General features: G+C 58.3%; 11 protein-coding genes and 3 tRNA genes. 4 read left to right on the forward strand and 10 right to left on the reverse strand.

Annotated elements, in window-relative coordinates:
* Positions 1–249 precede the first annotated feature (249 nt).
* The 5 genes from EK373_RS22140 to EK373_RS22160 all read right to left on the reverse strand — a co-directional run bounded on the left by EK373_RS22140 (position 250) and on the right by EK373_RS22160 (position 8112).
* On the reverse strand, positions 250–4293 hold the full coding sequence (locus tag EK373_RS22140) for an NACHT domain-containing protein (protein ID WP_129646048.1): 4044 nt from the start codon (positions 4291–4293) through the stop codon (positions 250–252).
* A gap of 904 nt (positions 4294–5197) precedes the next feature.
* Positions 5198–5273: transfer RNA gene (locus EK373_RS22145), tRNA-Lys, on the reverse strand.
* A gap of 120 nt (positions 5274–5393) precedes the next feature.
* Positions 5394–5469: transfer RNA gene (locus EK373_RS22150), tRNA-His, on the reverse strand.
* 131 nt (positions 5470–5600) lie between these two features.
* Positions 5601–5677: transfer RNA gene (locus EK373_RS22155), tRNA-Arg, on the reverse strand.
* 854 nt (positions 5678–6531) lie between these two features.
* On the reverse strand, positions 6532–8112 hold the full coding sequence (locus EK373_RS22160) for an arylsulfatase (RefSeq protein ID WP_198683542.1): 1581 nt from the start codon (positions 8110–8112) through the stop codon (positions 6532–6534).
* A 206-nt stretch (positions 8113–8318) separates the two neighbouring features.
* Between EK373_RS22160 and EK373_RS22165 the strand changes: the two genes are divergently transcribed.
* The 3 genes from EK373_RS22165 to EK373_RS22175 all read left to right on the forward strand — a co-directional run bounded on the left by EK373_RS22165 (position 8319) and on the right by EK373_RS22175 (position 10410).
* On the forward strand, positions 8319–8837 hold the full coding sequence (locus EK373_RS22165; RefSeq protein ID WP_129646052.1) for a PAS domain-containing protein: 519 nt from the start codon (positions 8319–8321) through the stop codon (positions 8835–8837).
* Positions 8838–9550: 713 nt separating this feature from the next.
* Complete coding sequence (locus EK373_RS22170) at positions 9551–10015, forward strand: hypothetical protein (RefSeq protein WP_129646054.1); 465 nt, start codon at positions 9551–9553, stop codon at positions 10013–10015.
* A 2-nt stretch (positions 10016–10017) separates the two neighbouring features.
* On the forward strand, positions 10018–10410 hold the full coding sequence (locus tag EK373_RS22175) for a hypothetical protein (RefSeq protein WP_129646056.1): 393 nt from the start codon (positions 10018–10020) through the stop codon (positions 10408–10410).
* Here EK373_RS22175 and EK373_RS22180 read toward each other — a convergent pair.
* From EK373_RS22180 to EK373_RS22190, 3 genes are read right to left on the reverse strand one after another with little or no spacing between them, the layout of a single operon-like run.
* Positions 10368–11828 (reverse strand): GAF domain-containing protein, encoded by a 1461-nt coding sequence (locus EK373_RS22180; RefSeq protein WP_129646058.1) that lies wholly within the window; start codon positions 11826–11828, stop codon positions 10368–10370. The genes EK373_RS22175 and EK373_RS22180 overlap by 43 nt on opposite strands.
* Complete coding sequence (locus EK373_RS22185; RefSeq protein ID WP_157994483.1) at positions 11825–12634, reverse strand: OmpA family protein; 810 nt, start codon at positions 12632–12634, stop codon at positions 11825–11827. Before EK373_RS22185 ends, EK373_RS22180 begins: the two co-directional genes overlap by 4 nt.
* 31 nt (positions 12635–12665) lie before the next feature.
* On the reverse strand, positions 12666–13271 hold the full coding sequence (locus EK373_RS22190) for a DUF4398 domain-containing protein (protein WP_157994484.1): 606 nt from the start codon (positions 13269–13271) through the stop codon (positions 12666–12668).
* Between the two features lie 76 nt (positions 13272–13347).
* On the opposite strand from EK373_RS22190, the gene EK373_RS22195 reads away from it, so the two are divergent.
* On the forward strand, positions 13348–14136 hold the full coding sequence (locus EK373_RS22195) for a Crp/Fnr family transcriptional regulator (RefSeq protein WP_198683544.1): 789 nt from the start codon (positions 13348–13350) through the stop codon (positions 14134–14136).
* Here the strand turns inward: EK373_RS22195 and EK373_RS33125 are convergent.
* Positions 14126–14296, reverse strand: coding sequence for a hypothetical protein (locus EK373_RS33125; RefSeq protein WP_157994485.1), 171 nt, complete (start codon positions 14294–14296; stop codon positions 14126–14128). The two genes, EK373_RS22195 and EK373_RS33125, sit on opposite strands and share 11 nt — an antisense overlap.
* A 117-nt stretch (positions 14297–14413) precedes the next feature.
* Entirely contained in the window at positions 14414–14821 is a 408-nt protein-coding gene (locus tag EK373_RS22200; protein WP_129646064.1) for an OmpA family protein, read from the reverse strand.
* Positions 14822–15210: the final 389 nt, after the last annotated feature.

Below are 15210 nucleotides of genomic sequence, written 5' to 3' on the forward strand. Positions count from 1 at the left end.
CTCGGCTTGCTTCAAGATCGCAATGATCTGACTGTCCGTAAATCGGGATTTCTTCAAGGGAATCTCCTCGGTCAAGGTTACGAGAAAATTCCACTTCTGGCCTCACCTAATTTTCGGGAGGATTACCCTTGGACAGAACGGCGGCTGCGTCATTGCTGAGACAACGGCGCTGGCTCGAGAGCCGAGCGCTTCTCGCCAGCCCTTGTCGCCCGCCCACCCCGAATGAGCAGACCGGCAGTAGTCAGATCCCTAGACCGCGTAGATCGGAGGCGAGAAAACGTATCCAAGCCACTTCTCCAATGCCTGCTTTTTATGCACCGGAGCATCCGAGCGCTCCCGCCAAGTCTCCAAGAGACCCACTAGATCTTCTCTATTGCTCGCAGAATCCGATGACCAGCCCAACAGCCGAGTCACTGCGTGCCTCGCTTGTGGATCATTTTCCGAAGCGCTCGTTAGCACGCCTTGTATAAACGCGAATACAAACCAATTATCAGTCGAGGTCGATAGAAACTCGAAGAAAAAATCGATCTCAAGCTGCAATTTTGGAGGGGCGTCATCGCTTCTGTTCTCGACATCCGCCAGCGTGAGCCAACGCAGTGCGGTGGCAGCGGCCCTAGCTGCGCTATCGAACGCAGTTGATGCTGCAATAGATTTGAGGGAGATTTGATCGAGTCCGTATCCACTTATCAGCTTCGAAAGAGAGACGTCGCGATTTCTCATTCTATATACAACATCGTTTTCCTTCGCATGCCTTGCTCGGGCAGCAAGCGCACCCGCGAGGAACGGCAGTAAAGCGATGTCATCGGGGAGGCTCAATTGAAAGGGATGAACACGGCTTTCAACGGAGTATGTTAAGCGTGAGCTTTCAATGCTCAGCTTGCGTGGCATGCTTTTAATTGTTTGTAGAAGATCTGGATGATCGCTGGTAAGTGCCCCCCATTTCAGGATGTGCTGAACAGTTTCCTCAGGATATCCCGTGATGGTGTCGATAAGTTCGGGAACAAATTTCAGCGGGCCGCGCCAGTTGTCATGCTCCACGTCGAATGCCCAGCTAATGGCAATCGATGGAAGTTTGCGAGCGAGTAAACTGCAATCCCTCTCTGTGGGGTCCTTGGCAGTGTCAGAAAGCTCGAGGAGTGAAAACGGGGCGTCTATTGAATCACGAAGTCTCGAAATAAGTGCTTCGATTGAGGGATCATCAACGTTCATTAGGTGCTTGATTCCACCTGGATCGCGTCCGTAAGAACTGGCAACAGGAACGAGCGCGAGCAGTGTCGATGGAAGCAGGCATGTCTTCTCAGATCCCGCAACTTTTGCGAGCTGAGTAAAACTCATAAGTGCGTCTGGTGTTCTTTCTTTAGCGAACCGCAGGCACGCGAACATCAGGGCGAAAATACCGCCAATCCGTCCCTGGCTGGCGTTGGCTCTAATTTTCGACAATGACTTCGGAAGCTTGCCGTTAATCCAGTTCGCTTGATGGACATGCCCCACCACCAATCCACAGTTCGTCCGGTTTTCCTTAGTCTCTCGTCTGGTGAGTCGGTGCTGATCTACGTAGAGATTCATAAACGCGCCCATGGCGCCAGTGATGTCCTCAGCGAAACCATCGCTCGTTGCAACTTCTGGGAGCACATCAATTCCCTGAACGCAGATTCGCAGCATGCGCTCTACGCTCGCAGTGCTGTAAAGTATGTACTTGTCAGAACTCAGTATCCTTAGCGCGGCGCGCAAAACCCAGGCGCTTGGCCGATCCTCTTTATCTATATCTAGCCGACGGGGACTTGGCAATTCCAAGGAATACGGCGGAGCCCAGTGGCTAAATAGAAGTTGCTGCAACTCAATGGGTGAATTAACTAGTGAGACATGTGCCAAGTCGCCTGTCGGATCCCCGCTCGGCAACATCCAGCCTAGCAATGCTAGTGCGCCAACGTACTCGCGAGCGCTGTTCGTTGCGATCTTTTCGCTCAAAAGAGCAATCAACCATTGACGCGATCTTTCGAGCCGCAGCGATGAGTGTTTTCGTAATAGGCGAAGGTCTAAAAGTCCTCCAATGGGATCGAGCAATGGACGGATCTGCTGTCGGTCAAGGCGATCTTGCTCCAATACTCCTTCAGCAAGCAGTCGCAGCGCTATGAGGCACGCTCTGCCTGTTCGGCGCGCATATAGATTGCTTCTGTCTGCTTCGTCGCCTTCGTTGAAGCCTCGCAGTACCTGCACCGATAAAGCGAATTCGCTCGGGCGCTGGTTTTCGATAAGGGCGCTTAACACGAAATGCATCACTTCGCGCCAGTGTGCGTCTCCTCCGATCACTCGAAGCCGATCCGCGAGTTCCTTGGCCTCAACTCCCGAATAAAGAAATTCGGCCGCAAAGAACTCCTGAAGTTGCCGTATATCAAAACGAACGTGTTCACCGCTTTCAGGCGTGTTGACAAGAACCAACCGTTCCGTGGTGGCCTCCAGTACAGCTGCCGTTGTGCTAGCCACGTCATCATCAACTAGCTCCCTAACGACATCTTCCACGAGCCGGCGAAACTCTTCCCTCGTTAACGTTGTTTGGGCGCCGGCACTAACTTCGGCTCTTGCGTGAAGGACGAAGCCCAAGCGCATATGAACCGCTTTGAGCAGCCGATCCTCCTCACGAAGCAGGCGAGCAATCACTGGATTCTGAAAGTTCTTCTGACTTTCGCGCTTCTTCATGACCTGATAGAAGCCGCTGAACAGTTGCCACCGCCTCTCGGGTGGACGTCCTCCATCCCTTACAATGACGGCCATGATGTGCGACTGAAGTGGCGTCGTCATCAGTTCACGAATGCTCGGCGATTTGATTGCAGCCTCCAGCGTCGCGATGGACGTCTCTGCTTCCTCTGCCGTACGTCCAAATTTGAGCAGCGGGATGGCACACTTGATCGCCTCTTTCTCCCCGAGCTGCAGGAGCTCAACAACGGGGCCGTCTATGCCGCTGAACTGGCCCGAATACCCCTGTGGTCTTGACGTACAAAGCGCAAGCGCATCAGCGTCGATGTCGATCAGAATGTCATTTAGGAACTCCATTACTTCACTGGCGATGGCATCTTTCGAGTCGTTTGGGACCTCATCCAGTCCGTCGAATACGACAATCCATGAACGTTTGGACAGCGCCCTTTTTAGTGTTTTCGGGAGGACGTCGCTTCCGACCTTTCTTTCGATCTTCTCTGCCAGAAAGACAAGAACACTGCGCTGTTCCGAATCGTTGCGTCGCGAATACCACTGCGCAAATTCTTTCAGCTCGATCTGAATGGGTATTCTAGGGGCATCGGGCCAGAAGCCGGAGGCAAGGGCAGCTGCCTGAATTGACTTGGCGAGGTTTTTGAGCTGTGCGCTGACGCGCGGTGCGTCCTCAGAGAGGATCAGCTTTGCGCGATGAATCTGACAGAGGTATTGCCCGATCGTTGACTTGCCTTGGCCTGGCCCACCTTTAATCAATGCGACTCGCGCTCTGCGAAGCTGGCGGGCCCACGCGCCCCAGGACTCAGGAATCTCCCTTCTAATGCTGTACCGGTGCGAAAATGCGGCGGAGCTGGTTAATTCGGCCAGTATGCCATTCCCTCGTGCATTACCGGACGTCCTGAACGGGAGATCTATAAAAAGGTCATGAACACCTGGCCGCACATCCGTAGAAGAATTTGCCTGGTCTAGCTTTGTGTACAAATGTTCGGAGAACTGTGCAACGATGAAATAGCGAGCGATATCTTCGAGTGAAGCTCGAGAGTCCCCGATCTCGCTGTACAGCGCTGACAGAACATGCCCAGGCGTCAGAAGATGGCGGAAGTGGTCAACGACGTCTGAATTGGTTGATAGCAGGTCGAGTATTTTGCGGCCGCCCCACACAGCCACATTTATGCGTCTCCCGCCTGTCGACTTCCGGACCAGCTTCCGGATCGAGTCAAAGCTTCCTGTTTCAGGTGTGCCGCTGGGCTCGATGTTTGTAGCAATGATCCAATTGTCCGGCCAAGTGCGCCTTGAATGGGGGGCGGTAAAGGCGGCAATCTCGTCTTTCACCTGCTCGATTAGCCACTTTTGCGGATCTTTTGAGAGATGCGGCCTTAGAAACTTCGATTGGATATACCAAATGCCTTCCCAGTGCTGTTTTGCACTCGGGTATGGGGCTTCACCTTCAAAGAATCCATCACGCCCACCGTCGGCGCCTGGACCGAAACCGGTCGCGCCGAGCCCCAAGGTTTTCAACGCCAGGAAATTAACGAGATTCTCGAATGCCTGGGAGCCAAGACCAGAAAGGTCATAGAGATTATCCATAGTGTTCCGACGCGATTTTGCACTCGCGTTATTGGTATTTTCCCATCAAAGTCAGATAGCCTCGCGGACGCATGATCGATTAGCAGTCAGAGCGACCGATCGGAAAAATCGCGAGGCTAGCAGCCGGAATTCAAAATAGCGGACAAACCGTGCGGATTCCAGCATGAATTTTGTAGAGGCATTCATCCGTGGCTCAATACAGCCAAGGCGTCGGTCGCGGTTGCCGTGTTGAATGCGTTCTTTGGCCTTGAGATCCCGATCACCACAGCCGTTGGAGGCAGATCGAAGTCTTGGACACTGCGATCGCCGACTTGCCTGCGTTGGCGTAACGCCGGAATTGTGGCGATATTCGCCCCTGATGATTTGTTCTTCGGGAAACGACGGAGGCGGCCCTGGCCTTTGGTGCTTGCGAATTCCGCCGCCTTCTGCATTCATTAAAAAGTGAACATTAGGGGCCATTTTCATTTCATCCAGCCGCGACCCGCACGGCATGCCGCTCTCGCCGTTGGCGCGCACGCACCAGGTCAATCAACCAACTTAGGCCCGATCCATTCCGATTCTACCCGCCAGCGATTGATTTTCTGTTGAGTTGGTACGTCGTTGACGACGGTTTGGCAGCGCGTTGCAGAACTTGATCATCGCCGCAATGATCGCCAGCGAGCGCTCACGCTGCACGGGCCTGAAGCATCGAGGTATCGCCGATAGCAAAGGCCATAAGAGCCGATAAGAAGAAGGCGAGCGGGGCGCAAGTCCGACGCCATGCTCGACCTCTATGACCACGAAGTTGCGGTGGTCGAGCCCGCACGAACCGGCGAAACAGAGGGAGTTTTATAGAGAGTTTTATAGAGGCGGAATTTTCGTAGTCGCCTCGAACTCGTAAGTCGCGGAATCTAAAGCAGGAAAGTGGTGGGCCGTATAGGACTCGAACCTATAACCAACTGATTAAGAGTCAGCTGCTCTACCAATTGAGCTAACAGCCCACGTGATCGTGGTGTGCGGCGTAGTGACTGAATGTCCGCGCCGTCTACGAAGACGTAAAAGTGTAACAGAACTTTCCAAACTACCCAACGCAGCCACAGCGAGACCAGTGCTTCATCGAGTGGGGTGGACGATGGGGCTCGAACCCACGACGACCGGAATCACAATCCGGGGCTCTACCAACTGAGCTACGTCCACCATTGCAATCGATAGTGGCTCCCGCTCGCCGACCCTGCAAGAGGGCCCAGCCGTGCGGGGCGCAGAGTATATACGAACTCGGCGCGAACACTAGTCGTTGGAGGAAGTTCGAGCACACGAGAGCGGCGGATTGGCGCGCCCGGAGGGACTCGAACCCCCGACCACCGGCTTAGAAGGCCGATGCTCTATCCAGCTGAGCTACGGGCGCGTCGCGGGAAAAAGGGTGAAATAGTCGGGGCAGCCCGATTAGCGCTGTCCCTGCGAGCAGCGGCGCAGATGGTACGGGTCCAGTTACGGTAAGTCGAGGAGGGTGGCAGTGAAACTAGGACAACTTGCGGGTCTAGCGCTGAAGACTACCCCTCCACGAACCAGAAGGTGTTTGCCGACAATGGCTTACGCGCTGGCGGGCACGCCCAAATTGCATACGGCGTCAGCCCGCAACCGCTGTCGACCCTCGAACTCGCGTCGATGAGGCTCGGATCATCACTGCCGGGAGCCGCCATCGGTGCGCCGCTGTGCGGTCGGCTGAAGTCCTTCGGCCTCCGCGACCTGGCGCCCGCGGATCGGCTTTCACTCAGTGCGTCGGCGGTGCCGCTCTGACGGCCGTCTCCCATGCGGGATGATCCCTGCGCCGTACCGCGAGCTAGCGCAGAGGGCTTAGGAGTTCCACGCCCATCCTCCAGGCAGCGATCTTCTCGTGCGTACCGTTCTTGACGTGCTGTTGTGCTTGCGCATCGGGTGGTGGGTCGGGCGGGCGCGACTCCGCAGGGATGGCGAGCAGTCCATCGCCGGCGTAGGTGCAATCGACGGTGCGGTCTACGGGCGATGGGGCTGCTCATTGCATTCATATTCACAGGCGCCGCGCAGCTTCGAGCACCGGCGCGACCTCATCGTGCAGGCCGATCGCCATCTATCTCATGCTCGGCTTCGTTCTGCTCGTGAGCGCGCTGCTGGGATTGTTGCGCGTCGATAGCTTCGATCAAGTCTTCGTACAGCTGCGTCAACTCAATGGAGTGAGATGATCGCCGATCAGCAATTCGGCAAGATCCAACGCGCACCCCTTCAATTGCCGGAAGGCAGCCCAATCTCAACGCCGCCCTTGGCGACCTGCTCGCGCAAATGCTGGAAGCGCTCGTACTGGGTAAGTGTGATCGGGCCTGTGTATGTTTCGCTCTGAATCTTGCGCGGCGGATACTTCGCGTACGTCTTCATCAGATCCTTGATTGCCGCGTTGATCGACACCACCGTCCAGGTGTGCTCCGTGTAGTTGTTCATGAAGATGTCGTAGCGCTCCTGCGGGTCCTGCCACAGATCGAAGACTTGAGGAACAGTCGCGACGTAGGCGTTGGCTCCCTTCCATCCGAGGTTGGAGTCGACGGCAAGACCGCCCGTTCTCGCACCATCATCGCCGCGCAGGTTGAACACCGCTTTGTAGTGGCCCACGCGCGCGGCGCCGGGCGTCAACTCGTCTTCGGTAAAGTAGAACCAACTCTGGCGCTCGGACTTGCCGGTGCCGAAAAGAACCGGCGACATGTCGTAACTGTCGAAGATGATGGGTTTGCCCTCGCGATCGTTCTCCGGCAGTTTCGCGCCGGCCAGAGCGGCAAACGTCGCCATGTAGTCGAGGCCACCCACGACGTCGGAATTGCGCACGCCAGCCTTGATACCCGGCCCCCACGCAATCGACGGCACGCGGTTGCCGCCCTCGCGCACTGTGCCCTTCGTGCCACGGAAGGGCGTGTAGCCCGCATCTGGATAGACGTCCTGCCACGCCCCATTGTCAGTGGTCCAAAACACATAGGTGTTGTCGTCCAGTCCTAGCGAACGGATCTTGTCCACGATGCGGCCGATCCGAGTGTCGTTCTCCACGATCGAATCTGCGTACTTGGACTTCGACAGCGACTTGCCCTTGAACTCCGGCGCCGGCATGTTCGGCTGGTGCACCTTCATGAACATCACGCTCATGAAGAAGGGTTCCGCAGACTTGGCATTGGCCTCAAGGTACTCGAGCGCGGCCTTCTCGACGTATTCGTCGTAGAACGGAATGCCGACGACGCCTTTGTCCGGCGTGTTGACGTACTGACCGTTGACCTTGAAATCTTCCTTCGCATTCTCGCCTGCCTTTCCGGAGAGCGCCCCTTTAGTCACCTTCTCGAACATCTTGCGCAGGTCCGGGTCCATATCGGGGAACCACTCCGCGTCGGCGTAGGTGTACGCATTGAGGTGATAAAGCCCGGCGTACTTCATTTCATCGTAGCCGTGCGCATTCGGAAGCGCATAATCCGACTCACCCAGGTGCCACTTGCCGGTGAAGAACGTTTTATAACCTGCGGTCTTGAGAACCGACGCAAGGGTCCACTCCGCCGCGGGCAAGCCGCCGCCCTGACCTTGAAAGGCGACCGTCGTCATACCGCTGCGATTCGGGATGCGTCCTGTGAGGACGGCGGCACGGCCCGGCGTGCAGCTCGGCTGAGCATAGAACGACATGAACTGCATGCCCTCAGCCGCCAGGCGATCGAGATTCGGTGTCGGCATGCCGCGATTCTCGCCTCCGCCATAAACGCCCGCGTCTCCATAGCCGAAGTCGTCCGATAAGATTAGAACGATGTTCGGCTTGCGCTTCTGCGTACTGGCCTCTGGCATGACATCTCCTTCCGGCGTCGTCGTCCGAACAACAGACATATGCCCCATGGTCGGTCAGCTGTCGCCGAGCTCGCGTCAGTAGTGGGGGAGTTTGGTGCCGGCAATTCCCCCGTCGAGCAGCGCATGCGGTTCCCAATGTTCGCTGGCGCACCGAGAGGCGAGCACCGCTAAGTCATAGTACCGGCAGGTGTCATATGGAGAAGCGTATGAAACACGAGCCAGCGGTGCCAAGCGACGAACGAGAGTGGGGGGTTGCGATACCGTCGAAATCGGATCAGCTCACGGCGGCTGACCGCCGCTCCGACAAGATTCGATCCTGGCGGCGACGGGCGCTGTTGAAGCGCGGGGCGCGGCTGCACATGACGATGGTCGCGAATGCGCAATCAAATTCGTTAGCGTCGTTAGCCATGCTGGATGAAGCGGGCACCGTGGTCAGCTGGTACGGCAGTCCAGATGGACGCGATTACGACTCCCAGGAAGTCGTCGACCGCCATCTGTCGTTGTTCTATTCCTCGGAGGAGGTTTCCAGACGACAGCCAGATCGTGACTTGCGTGCCGCCGTCATCGAAGGCCGAATCACTCGACAAGCGTGGCGCCGCAGGCCCGACGGCAGCGCATTCTGGGGCACTATCGACATCGAACCGGTCGTGCTTCGGGACGGGCGCGTGCAGGGGTTCAGCTATGTAGCGAGCGCTCCAGACCAGGTTAAACACAGCCTTCGATGAAGAAAGGACTGGGTGACACCGCATATCGATGGACGTAGTGGGTATCACACGTGGGGCGGACGCTCGGAGATCTGCTGCAACAATCTAGCGAATTGAGTATCGGTTTGCGGTGGTGGCCGGGAGTTGATGCTCTCCAGGACTCTCCGCACCAGGGTCGACGAACTGGTTTGGGGATTCAGCCTCGCCAATTCCAGCAGCTCATCGATGCGGTGATCGGAATCGTCTGACGGCACGTCTGCAGCTCATTTGCTTCGCGTCCCCACGATGCGTGGCGCCCTGCGAAGTCTCAATCTGTCAATGCGCAGCGATGTGCATTAGTTCAAAACAGCCCGCGCAAAATATATTTACCTATCTAAAGGTGACCGAAGCGCGCACACTGGGGGCTGGTTCGTATCTTGGAGAAACTCTTGCGCTGTTGGGCGATTAGTCGGCTCGTTGCTGGATGTACGGCATTATTGCTCGTTGAAATTGCAGCCAGCGCCCAGGCGCAAAGCTCTCATTCCGCAATTCCGGAGAATGCCCGTCCGAAAGCCTATGGCAGCGGTTGGGAGTGTGCGCGCGGCTATCGAGAGACGGAGGGACGTTGTATCGCTGTGGTCGTCCCAGCGAACGCATATTTAGATGCGCGGGGCACGTCTTGGCGCTGCAATCGCGGATTCCTCAATGACAATCAGCGATGCACGCCCGTACGAGTGCCGCAGAACGGTTATGCCGTGGACTCCAGCTACGATCAGGGCTGGCGCTGCAATCGCGGATATCGCGCGGTCGGCGAATCCTGTGTGAAAGGCGAGGTGCCGGCACATGCCTACTTGCTCGACTCGATTCACGGCTTCGGATGGCAATGCGATCGAGGCTTCAGACAAACGCAGGATCGATGTGTCGCGATCGAAGTTCCTGCCAACGCATATTTGGTTCGCGCCGGCGATGATTGGAAGTGTGAGCGCGGCTTTCAGCGGATCGACAACCAGTGCTCGCCCATAGTCGTCCCGACGAACGCATATCTCGATGATCGCGGTAGCGAGTGGCGCTGCGAGCGCGGCTTCCGCAAGCAAGGCGCCGGTTGTGTCGCCGTGCGTGTCCCAACCAATGCCTTCATCGGTTACGCGGGAGACGACTGGTCGTGTGAAGCGGGATTTCGCAAGCAAGAGGCGGCGTGCGTTGCCGTGCCCGGGAGTTGACCGTGCCCGAGGATATGAAACATCCAGATCGGTTGGCGGCGTTGCATGCCGCGCTTCGATTCGTGATCACGAGCGAGCTGCCGTCGGAACACAAAGCCACTTTGATCGAAGTGTTGACACAGGCTATCCGCGACGACGAGGCGGCTGAGATGCATCGCCGGTCGGTTGCCCGGTCGCAAGGGGAATGGCAGGAGCACGAGATCGTGGAGCTGAAATCCTTCTTGCACGGCCAGACGGTCAAAAGCTGGCAACATGCGGATGAGTGTGTGATGCAGCTGGCAACGCGCTTGCATCGTGATCCTGCATCGGTTCGGCACAAAGCGACGGAGCTCGGTCTCGGCACGGCGGTCGATTATCGATTCGTCAGGCAGTTCAAGCTCAGCCGCGACGAGTGATCGTCAGTGCTCTCCGAGCCTGCGCGTGGATCAGGGGCAGCGATGGTAAGCGTGAGCCGCGTGCCCATGCCAATGTCTCTACGTCCCACATCGAGCGTTCCACTTAATTGAGCTGCGAATGTACGGATCAGCTTCAACCCCGTGCCCTCGCCGCCGTCGGGAGAGGCAAAGCCACTGCCGGTGTCTTCGATGCGAAGGGATAAGGCGTTCTCGCGCGTGCGCTGAAGCGAGACCGTGATCAGGCCCGTGGGTTCGCTCGCAAATGCATGCTTGTAGGCGTTTGTTACAGCCTCATTCGCGAGCAGCGACAACGCTAACGCGTCCTGGGCGGGCAGCTTGATTTGATCGCACTCGATCTGCAACGTCACGTGCGGGTGAGTGCCGCCAAACGATTGCCCTAACGCGCTCCCCAGCGACTGCAATAATTGCGGCATGAACACGCTCTGCGTGCTGTTGGCATTCGCGTACAGCAGTTCGTGAACCCTTGCCAGGATATGCAGGCGGGCAGCGTTATCCAGCAAAGCATCACGCACCTGCGCCAATGCGCTTGCTCGCGCCTGCATGGCCAACAAACTCGAGGCTATCTGCAGCGTGTTCTTGGTGCGGTGATGCGCCTCGTCGATCAACGCGTCTTTAAACCGGAGTGCTTGCCGATTTTCGATCTCCGTCTGTTCGAACAGCGCGCGCGCTTCGTACTGATCGTACGTCAGCAGATTCCGCTGCGCCCGTTGGTGCGACTCGAACAAGGCCAGTGCGCGGGCGTGGTCGCGTGCTTGTTCCTGCAGCTTTAGCGCCAGTGACAGTTGCGCCGCCAGTTGTTCCGCGATACGCACGTCGTCGCTGTCGAAGTGCGCCTGGCCGTCGTGATGTGCCACCCAGAGCGTGCCCAGTTGCTTGCGCCCGCCGTCGTACAGTGGAATGGTCAGGATCTCGGCGATCGACGGTAGTTTATCGGCCAGCTCGTCGAACACGCGCTGGGGCCGTGAGATAAGAATGGCGATCCCAGTGTCTAAACAGAGGCCGCAAGGACTACCTTCGCGAGGCGTGTCGGTAGCCTCGTGCGCGGACAGTGCTCCCCGAACGGCTTCCCAGCGCACAGTTGCTGCACCGGTTTGATCCAGATGCAAGAGGCTCAGCCCGGCGCTGCCAGCGCCGCAAAGATCCTGCGCAACGTCGAGCACCTGTCGCACGGTTGCGCTTGGGTTTTCGGCGAGGGAGTTGGATAACTCGCAGATTGCCGCTGACTCGGCGCGCAGATTCGGAGGAGACGTCCGTGGCGGTAATGTGTGTGCCGGAACGTAGCAGTCGGGATATCGATTGCGTCGTTCCGCGCTGGTCGGGCTGATCATCGATAGTGCTCCGGCGTGCGAGTGCATTGGGCATGCGGCAGCGCCCCGTCCAGCCAGCAGGGCGGTCATCCGGATCCCGTCGCGACAGGCGCGACGCTGTCGGTGAAGATCAGTTCGACTCGACGGTTCGTCTGGCGGCCTGCGGCGCTGTCATTGCTCGCGATAGGGAAGTTTTCACCTTTGCCCACCGCGGTGATCTGACTGCGATCCACGCCGCGCTGAATCAAGCCTATCTGCACGGACTGAGCCCGACGTTCCGACAAGGCCATGTTGTTCTGGTCCGAGCCCACGTCGTCGGTATGGCCTTCGATGAGCACTTTGCGGTCGGGTTGCTCCTTCAAGGCCGCGGCGAGGCGATCGAGCGGCGCGTCAGAGCCCGCTCTGAACGTCGCTTGCGCGGTGTCGAACAGCACGTCGCCAAGAGTCAGGACCAGACCTCTCTCGGTCTTCTGCAGTTTCATATCCGCCAGCTCTGCCTCGAGCGACTTGGCATGAGTGGCGCTGCGTTGGACGTCACGTTCGCGCGCCTGAAGCAGGACCGTCTGGCGCTGAGCCGTGCCAGCGGCGACCTGTTCATTTGCCTGCGCGGTCAAAATCTTCTCGTTGGCGATTTGCGCGCTGAGCACGGCGTTCGTGGCTTCGAATTCCATATCATTTTTTCTGCTCTTGGATTCGGCGAGCCGATTCGCCGCGTCCAGTGCAGTGCGTGCATTGGCGATATCGGCTGCTGCTATACCCGCGCGCGGCGACTGTTCCATTTCCGGCACTAGGGTTCGTGCTCGTTCCAGCGTTTCGTTGCGTTCAGGGGTGGCGTTACACGCGCTGAGTATCGCGGCTACTGCCACGCTCAGCACGATGCGTTTGTTGAATTTCATGTCCATGACCTCATGCCTATGATTGGGAATATCAGCGTTGCGTCGGGGATGTGCGCTCGGCTTCTGTGCGCAAGAGCTCGACGCTGGCGAGTACTTCGTCAGCCGCCTTGCGTGCGCTGGCAGTCTGCGATTTCGCTATCGCAAGTTCGGCGTACAAGTGCGCCTGCGCGGCCGAGCGCTCCGCCTCCTGGGGCTGGTCTTTGGCGAGCGCAGCCTTGGCCGCGTTCAGTTTGTCTCTGGCCTGCTGCAGCTCTATCGCGCCGGCCTCCGATCGCCCCACGGCCTGTTGTGCCTGCTGAAGCGATGCGTCGCTTTGGGCGACTCGCTCTTTCGTGAGCGCCGACGTGTTGGCGCATGCAGCGAGCGTCGCGAGGAGGCTCACGCCGATGACCAGCGCCGCACTCTTTCGGTGTACACGTGTTGCAACAATCAAGTGCGAGTAAACATTTCCTAGAACAACCGAGGAGGGGCGCATTGAAAGTTCTCCGTTTAGGTCGAGGCCTGCCAGGTCGGCAGCTTCGTACTGTCGGTGAGAATGCGCCGGCGCGCTGGGGATCTCGGTGCGTTGGCGCACATAGGTGGAGTGCGCGATGGCAGCGCCGACCCAGCTTGGAATATTCATCCGGGTGTGCGCCAACGTACATCGCGCTGACGCCGGTGCGGATACCCTCAACGCGAGGCTGAAACATCTTCCGGCCGTAGCCGAGAACTCATTGCATTCTTTCAAACAAAGTGCGGGCGAGAACCGTCTGCTGGCGGCATTGGCCGGGCCGGATCGGCAGCGCTTGTTTGCGGACTGCGAGAGGGTCGAGCTGTGTTCCGCAGAGGTCATCTGCGGGTCGGGCGAGTGGATCAGGCACGTGTATTTCCCGACCGATGGCATCATCTCCTTGGTAACCGCGCTGCGCGACGGATCGCGTCTGGAGGTCGGCAGCATCGGCCACGAAGGCATGCTGGGCTCGTCGCTCATCCTGGGCGTCAACACATCTGCACAGCATGCGATAGTCCAGCGGTCCGGAACGGCGTGGCGGCTCGGTGCTGCGGTTTTTCAGCGGCATTTGCGTAAGAACGTCGCTCTGCGCCGGCGGCTGAACTGTTACATGTACGTGCTGATGGGACAATTGGCCCAGACGACGGCTTGTTCGCACTACCACCAGGTGCGAGCACGTCTGGCGCGGCGGCTGCTGATGAATCGCGATCAGGTGCGCGGTAATCAGTTTCATGTCACCCAGGAGTTCCTGGCACACATGCTCGGCGTGCGGCGGGTGGGAATCACGAACGCCGCGAACTCGTTGCGAGAAGAAGGTTTGATCGACTACCGACGTGGCGCCATCACTATCCTGGACGGGCCTGCGCTGGAGCTAGCGTCCTGCGCATGTTATCGAGGAGCAAACGACATGTATGAGCGAGCTTTGGGCTCATTGCCCGTGCCGAGGCCTCGTCGGCCTCGTCGCGCCGACCCGGCATCAACGCGGCGGACGGCGCACAAGCTCACCAACTGAGCGTGCGATCCGGATTGGCGCCGAGGCTGCCACCTTCATTTTCCCAAGTCCTTACAGCAGCTCTTTGCTGCCGGTCGTCCGGCCCAGGCTGGCCGGCGGGCTTGCGGTCCTCGGCCGAACCGCTTTCGGTTTCACTTCGAGTGTGCAAAGTGTTACTCATGGCATTGATCCATGGATTCTGGCGCCAGGCGCCTGAGTAGCGCCGGCCAGGGGTAATCCAGCGGCTTCCGATCGTAGTGCGACGCATGAGTAAGTGCTCTCTGAAGAGGGTGTATTGCTATGTTCCTGGCGCTGTCACATCGAGCGGCGGCGCCGAGGTCACTGGATCTTCGATGATCACCTCGATGCGACGTTGCCGTGGCGCAAAGTCGTAGTCATCGTCCTGCGTTGAGTCGGCGTTGCCGCGCGCGGTCAATCGATTTGGAGCGATGCCTCGTCTCGTCAGATACGTCCTGACAGCATCGGCGCGGCGAGTGGACAAGGCTTGATCGTATCGATACCTGTCCGCACCCGCATAACCATCGATCGCTACGTTGCGTTCCGGATGCTGCTCGAGAAACTCGGCCAAGGCCTCGAGCCGGCGATGACCGGGGATGCTCAATCCAACACCGTTCGTGGTGAACAACAGGTCGTCCAGCGTCAGCAGCAGGCCACGGTCGATTGCTTCCGCCTGCAATTCGTTCATTTCACGTCGTAATTCTGTCGCGTTATCGCGTGCCTGGGCGTTCACATCGCGCAGATGTTCCAACTTTTGTCTTTGTTCGTTCGCTTCGGTCTGGGAGTCTGCGACGCTGACTGGCCCCCATACCGCGAGCAATACCGCGCCTGACAGAGCGAGGGCAGTAACAGGCAAACGGCGATCGAGCGAGGCCAACGAACGTACTCCTGTTCGAAAGCGTAACTGTGCGCCGGAAATCTGCTGCCGTCGGTGCGGTAGCTAACTCAGTGCGGCCGGCTCGGTAGTATCTCGCCACTGCGCGGACACAGGATTGCATCCGGATCCATCTGCATCCAAGATGATCCAGATTCGCAACAGCCTCCCCGCTACAAGTTACAACCCGCATCGCGCATCGG

Origin of the sequence: Peristeroidobacter agariperforans (assembly GCF_004138335.1) — a bacterium.
Classification (GTDB): Bacteria; Pseudomonadota; Gammaproteobacteria; order Steroidobacterales; family Steroidobacteraceae; genus Steroidobacter; species Steroidobacter agariperforans.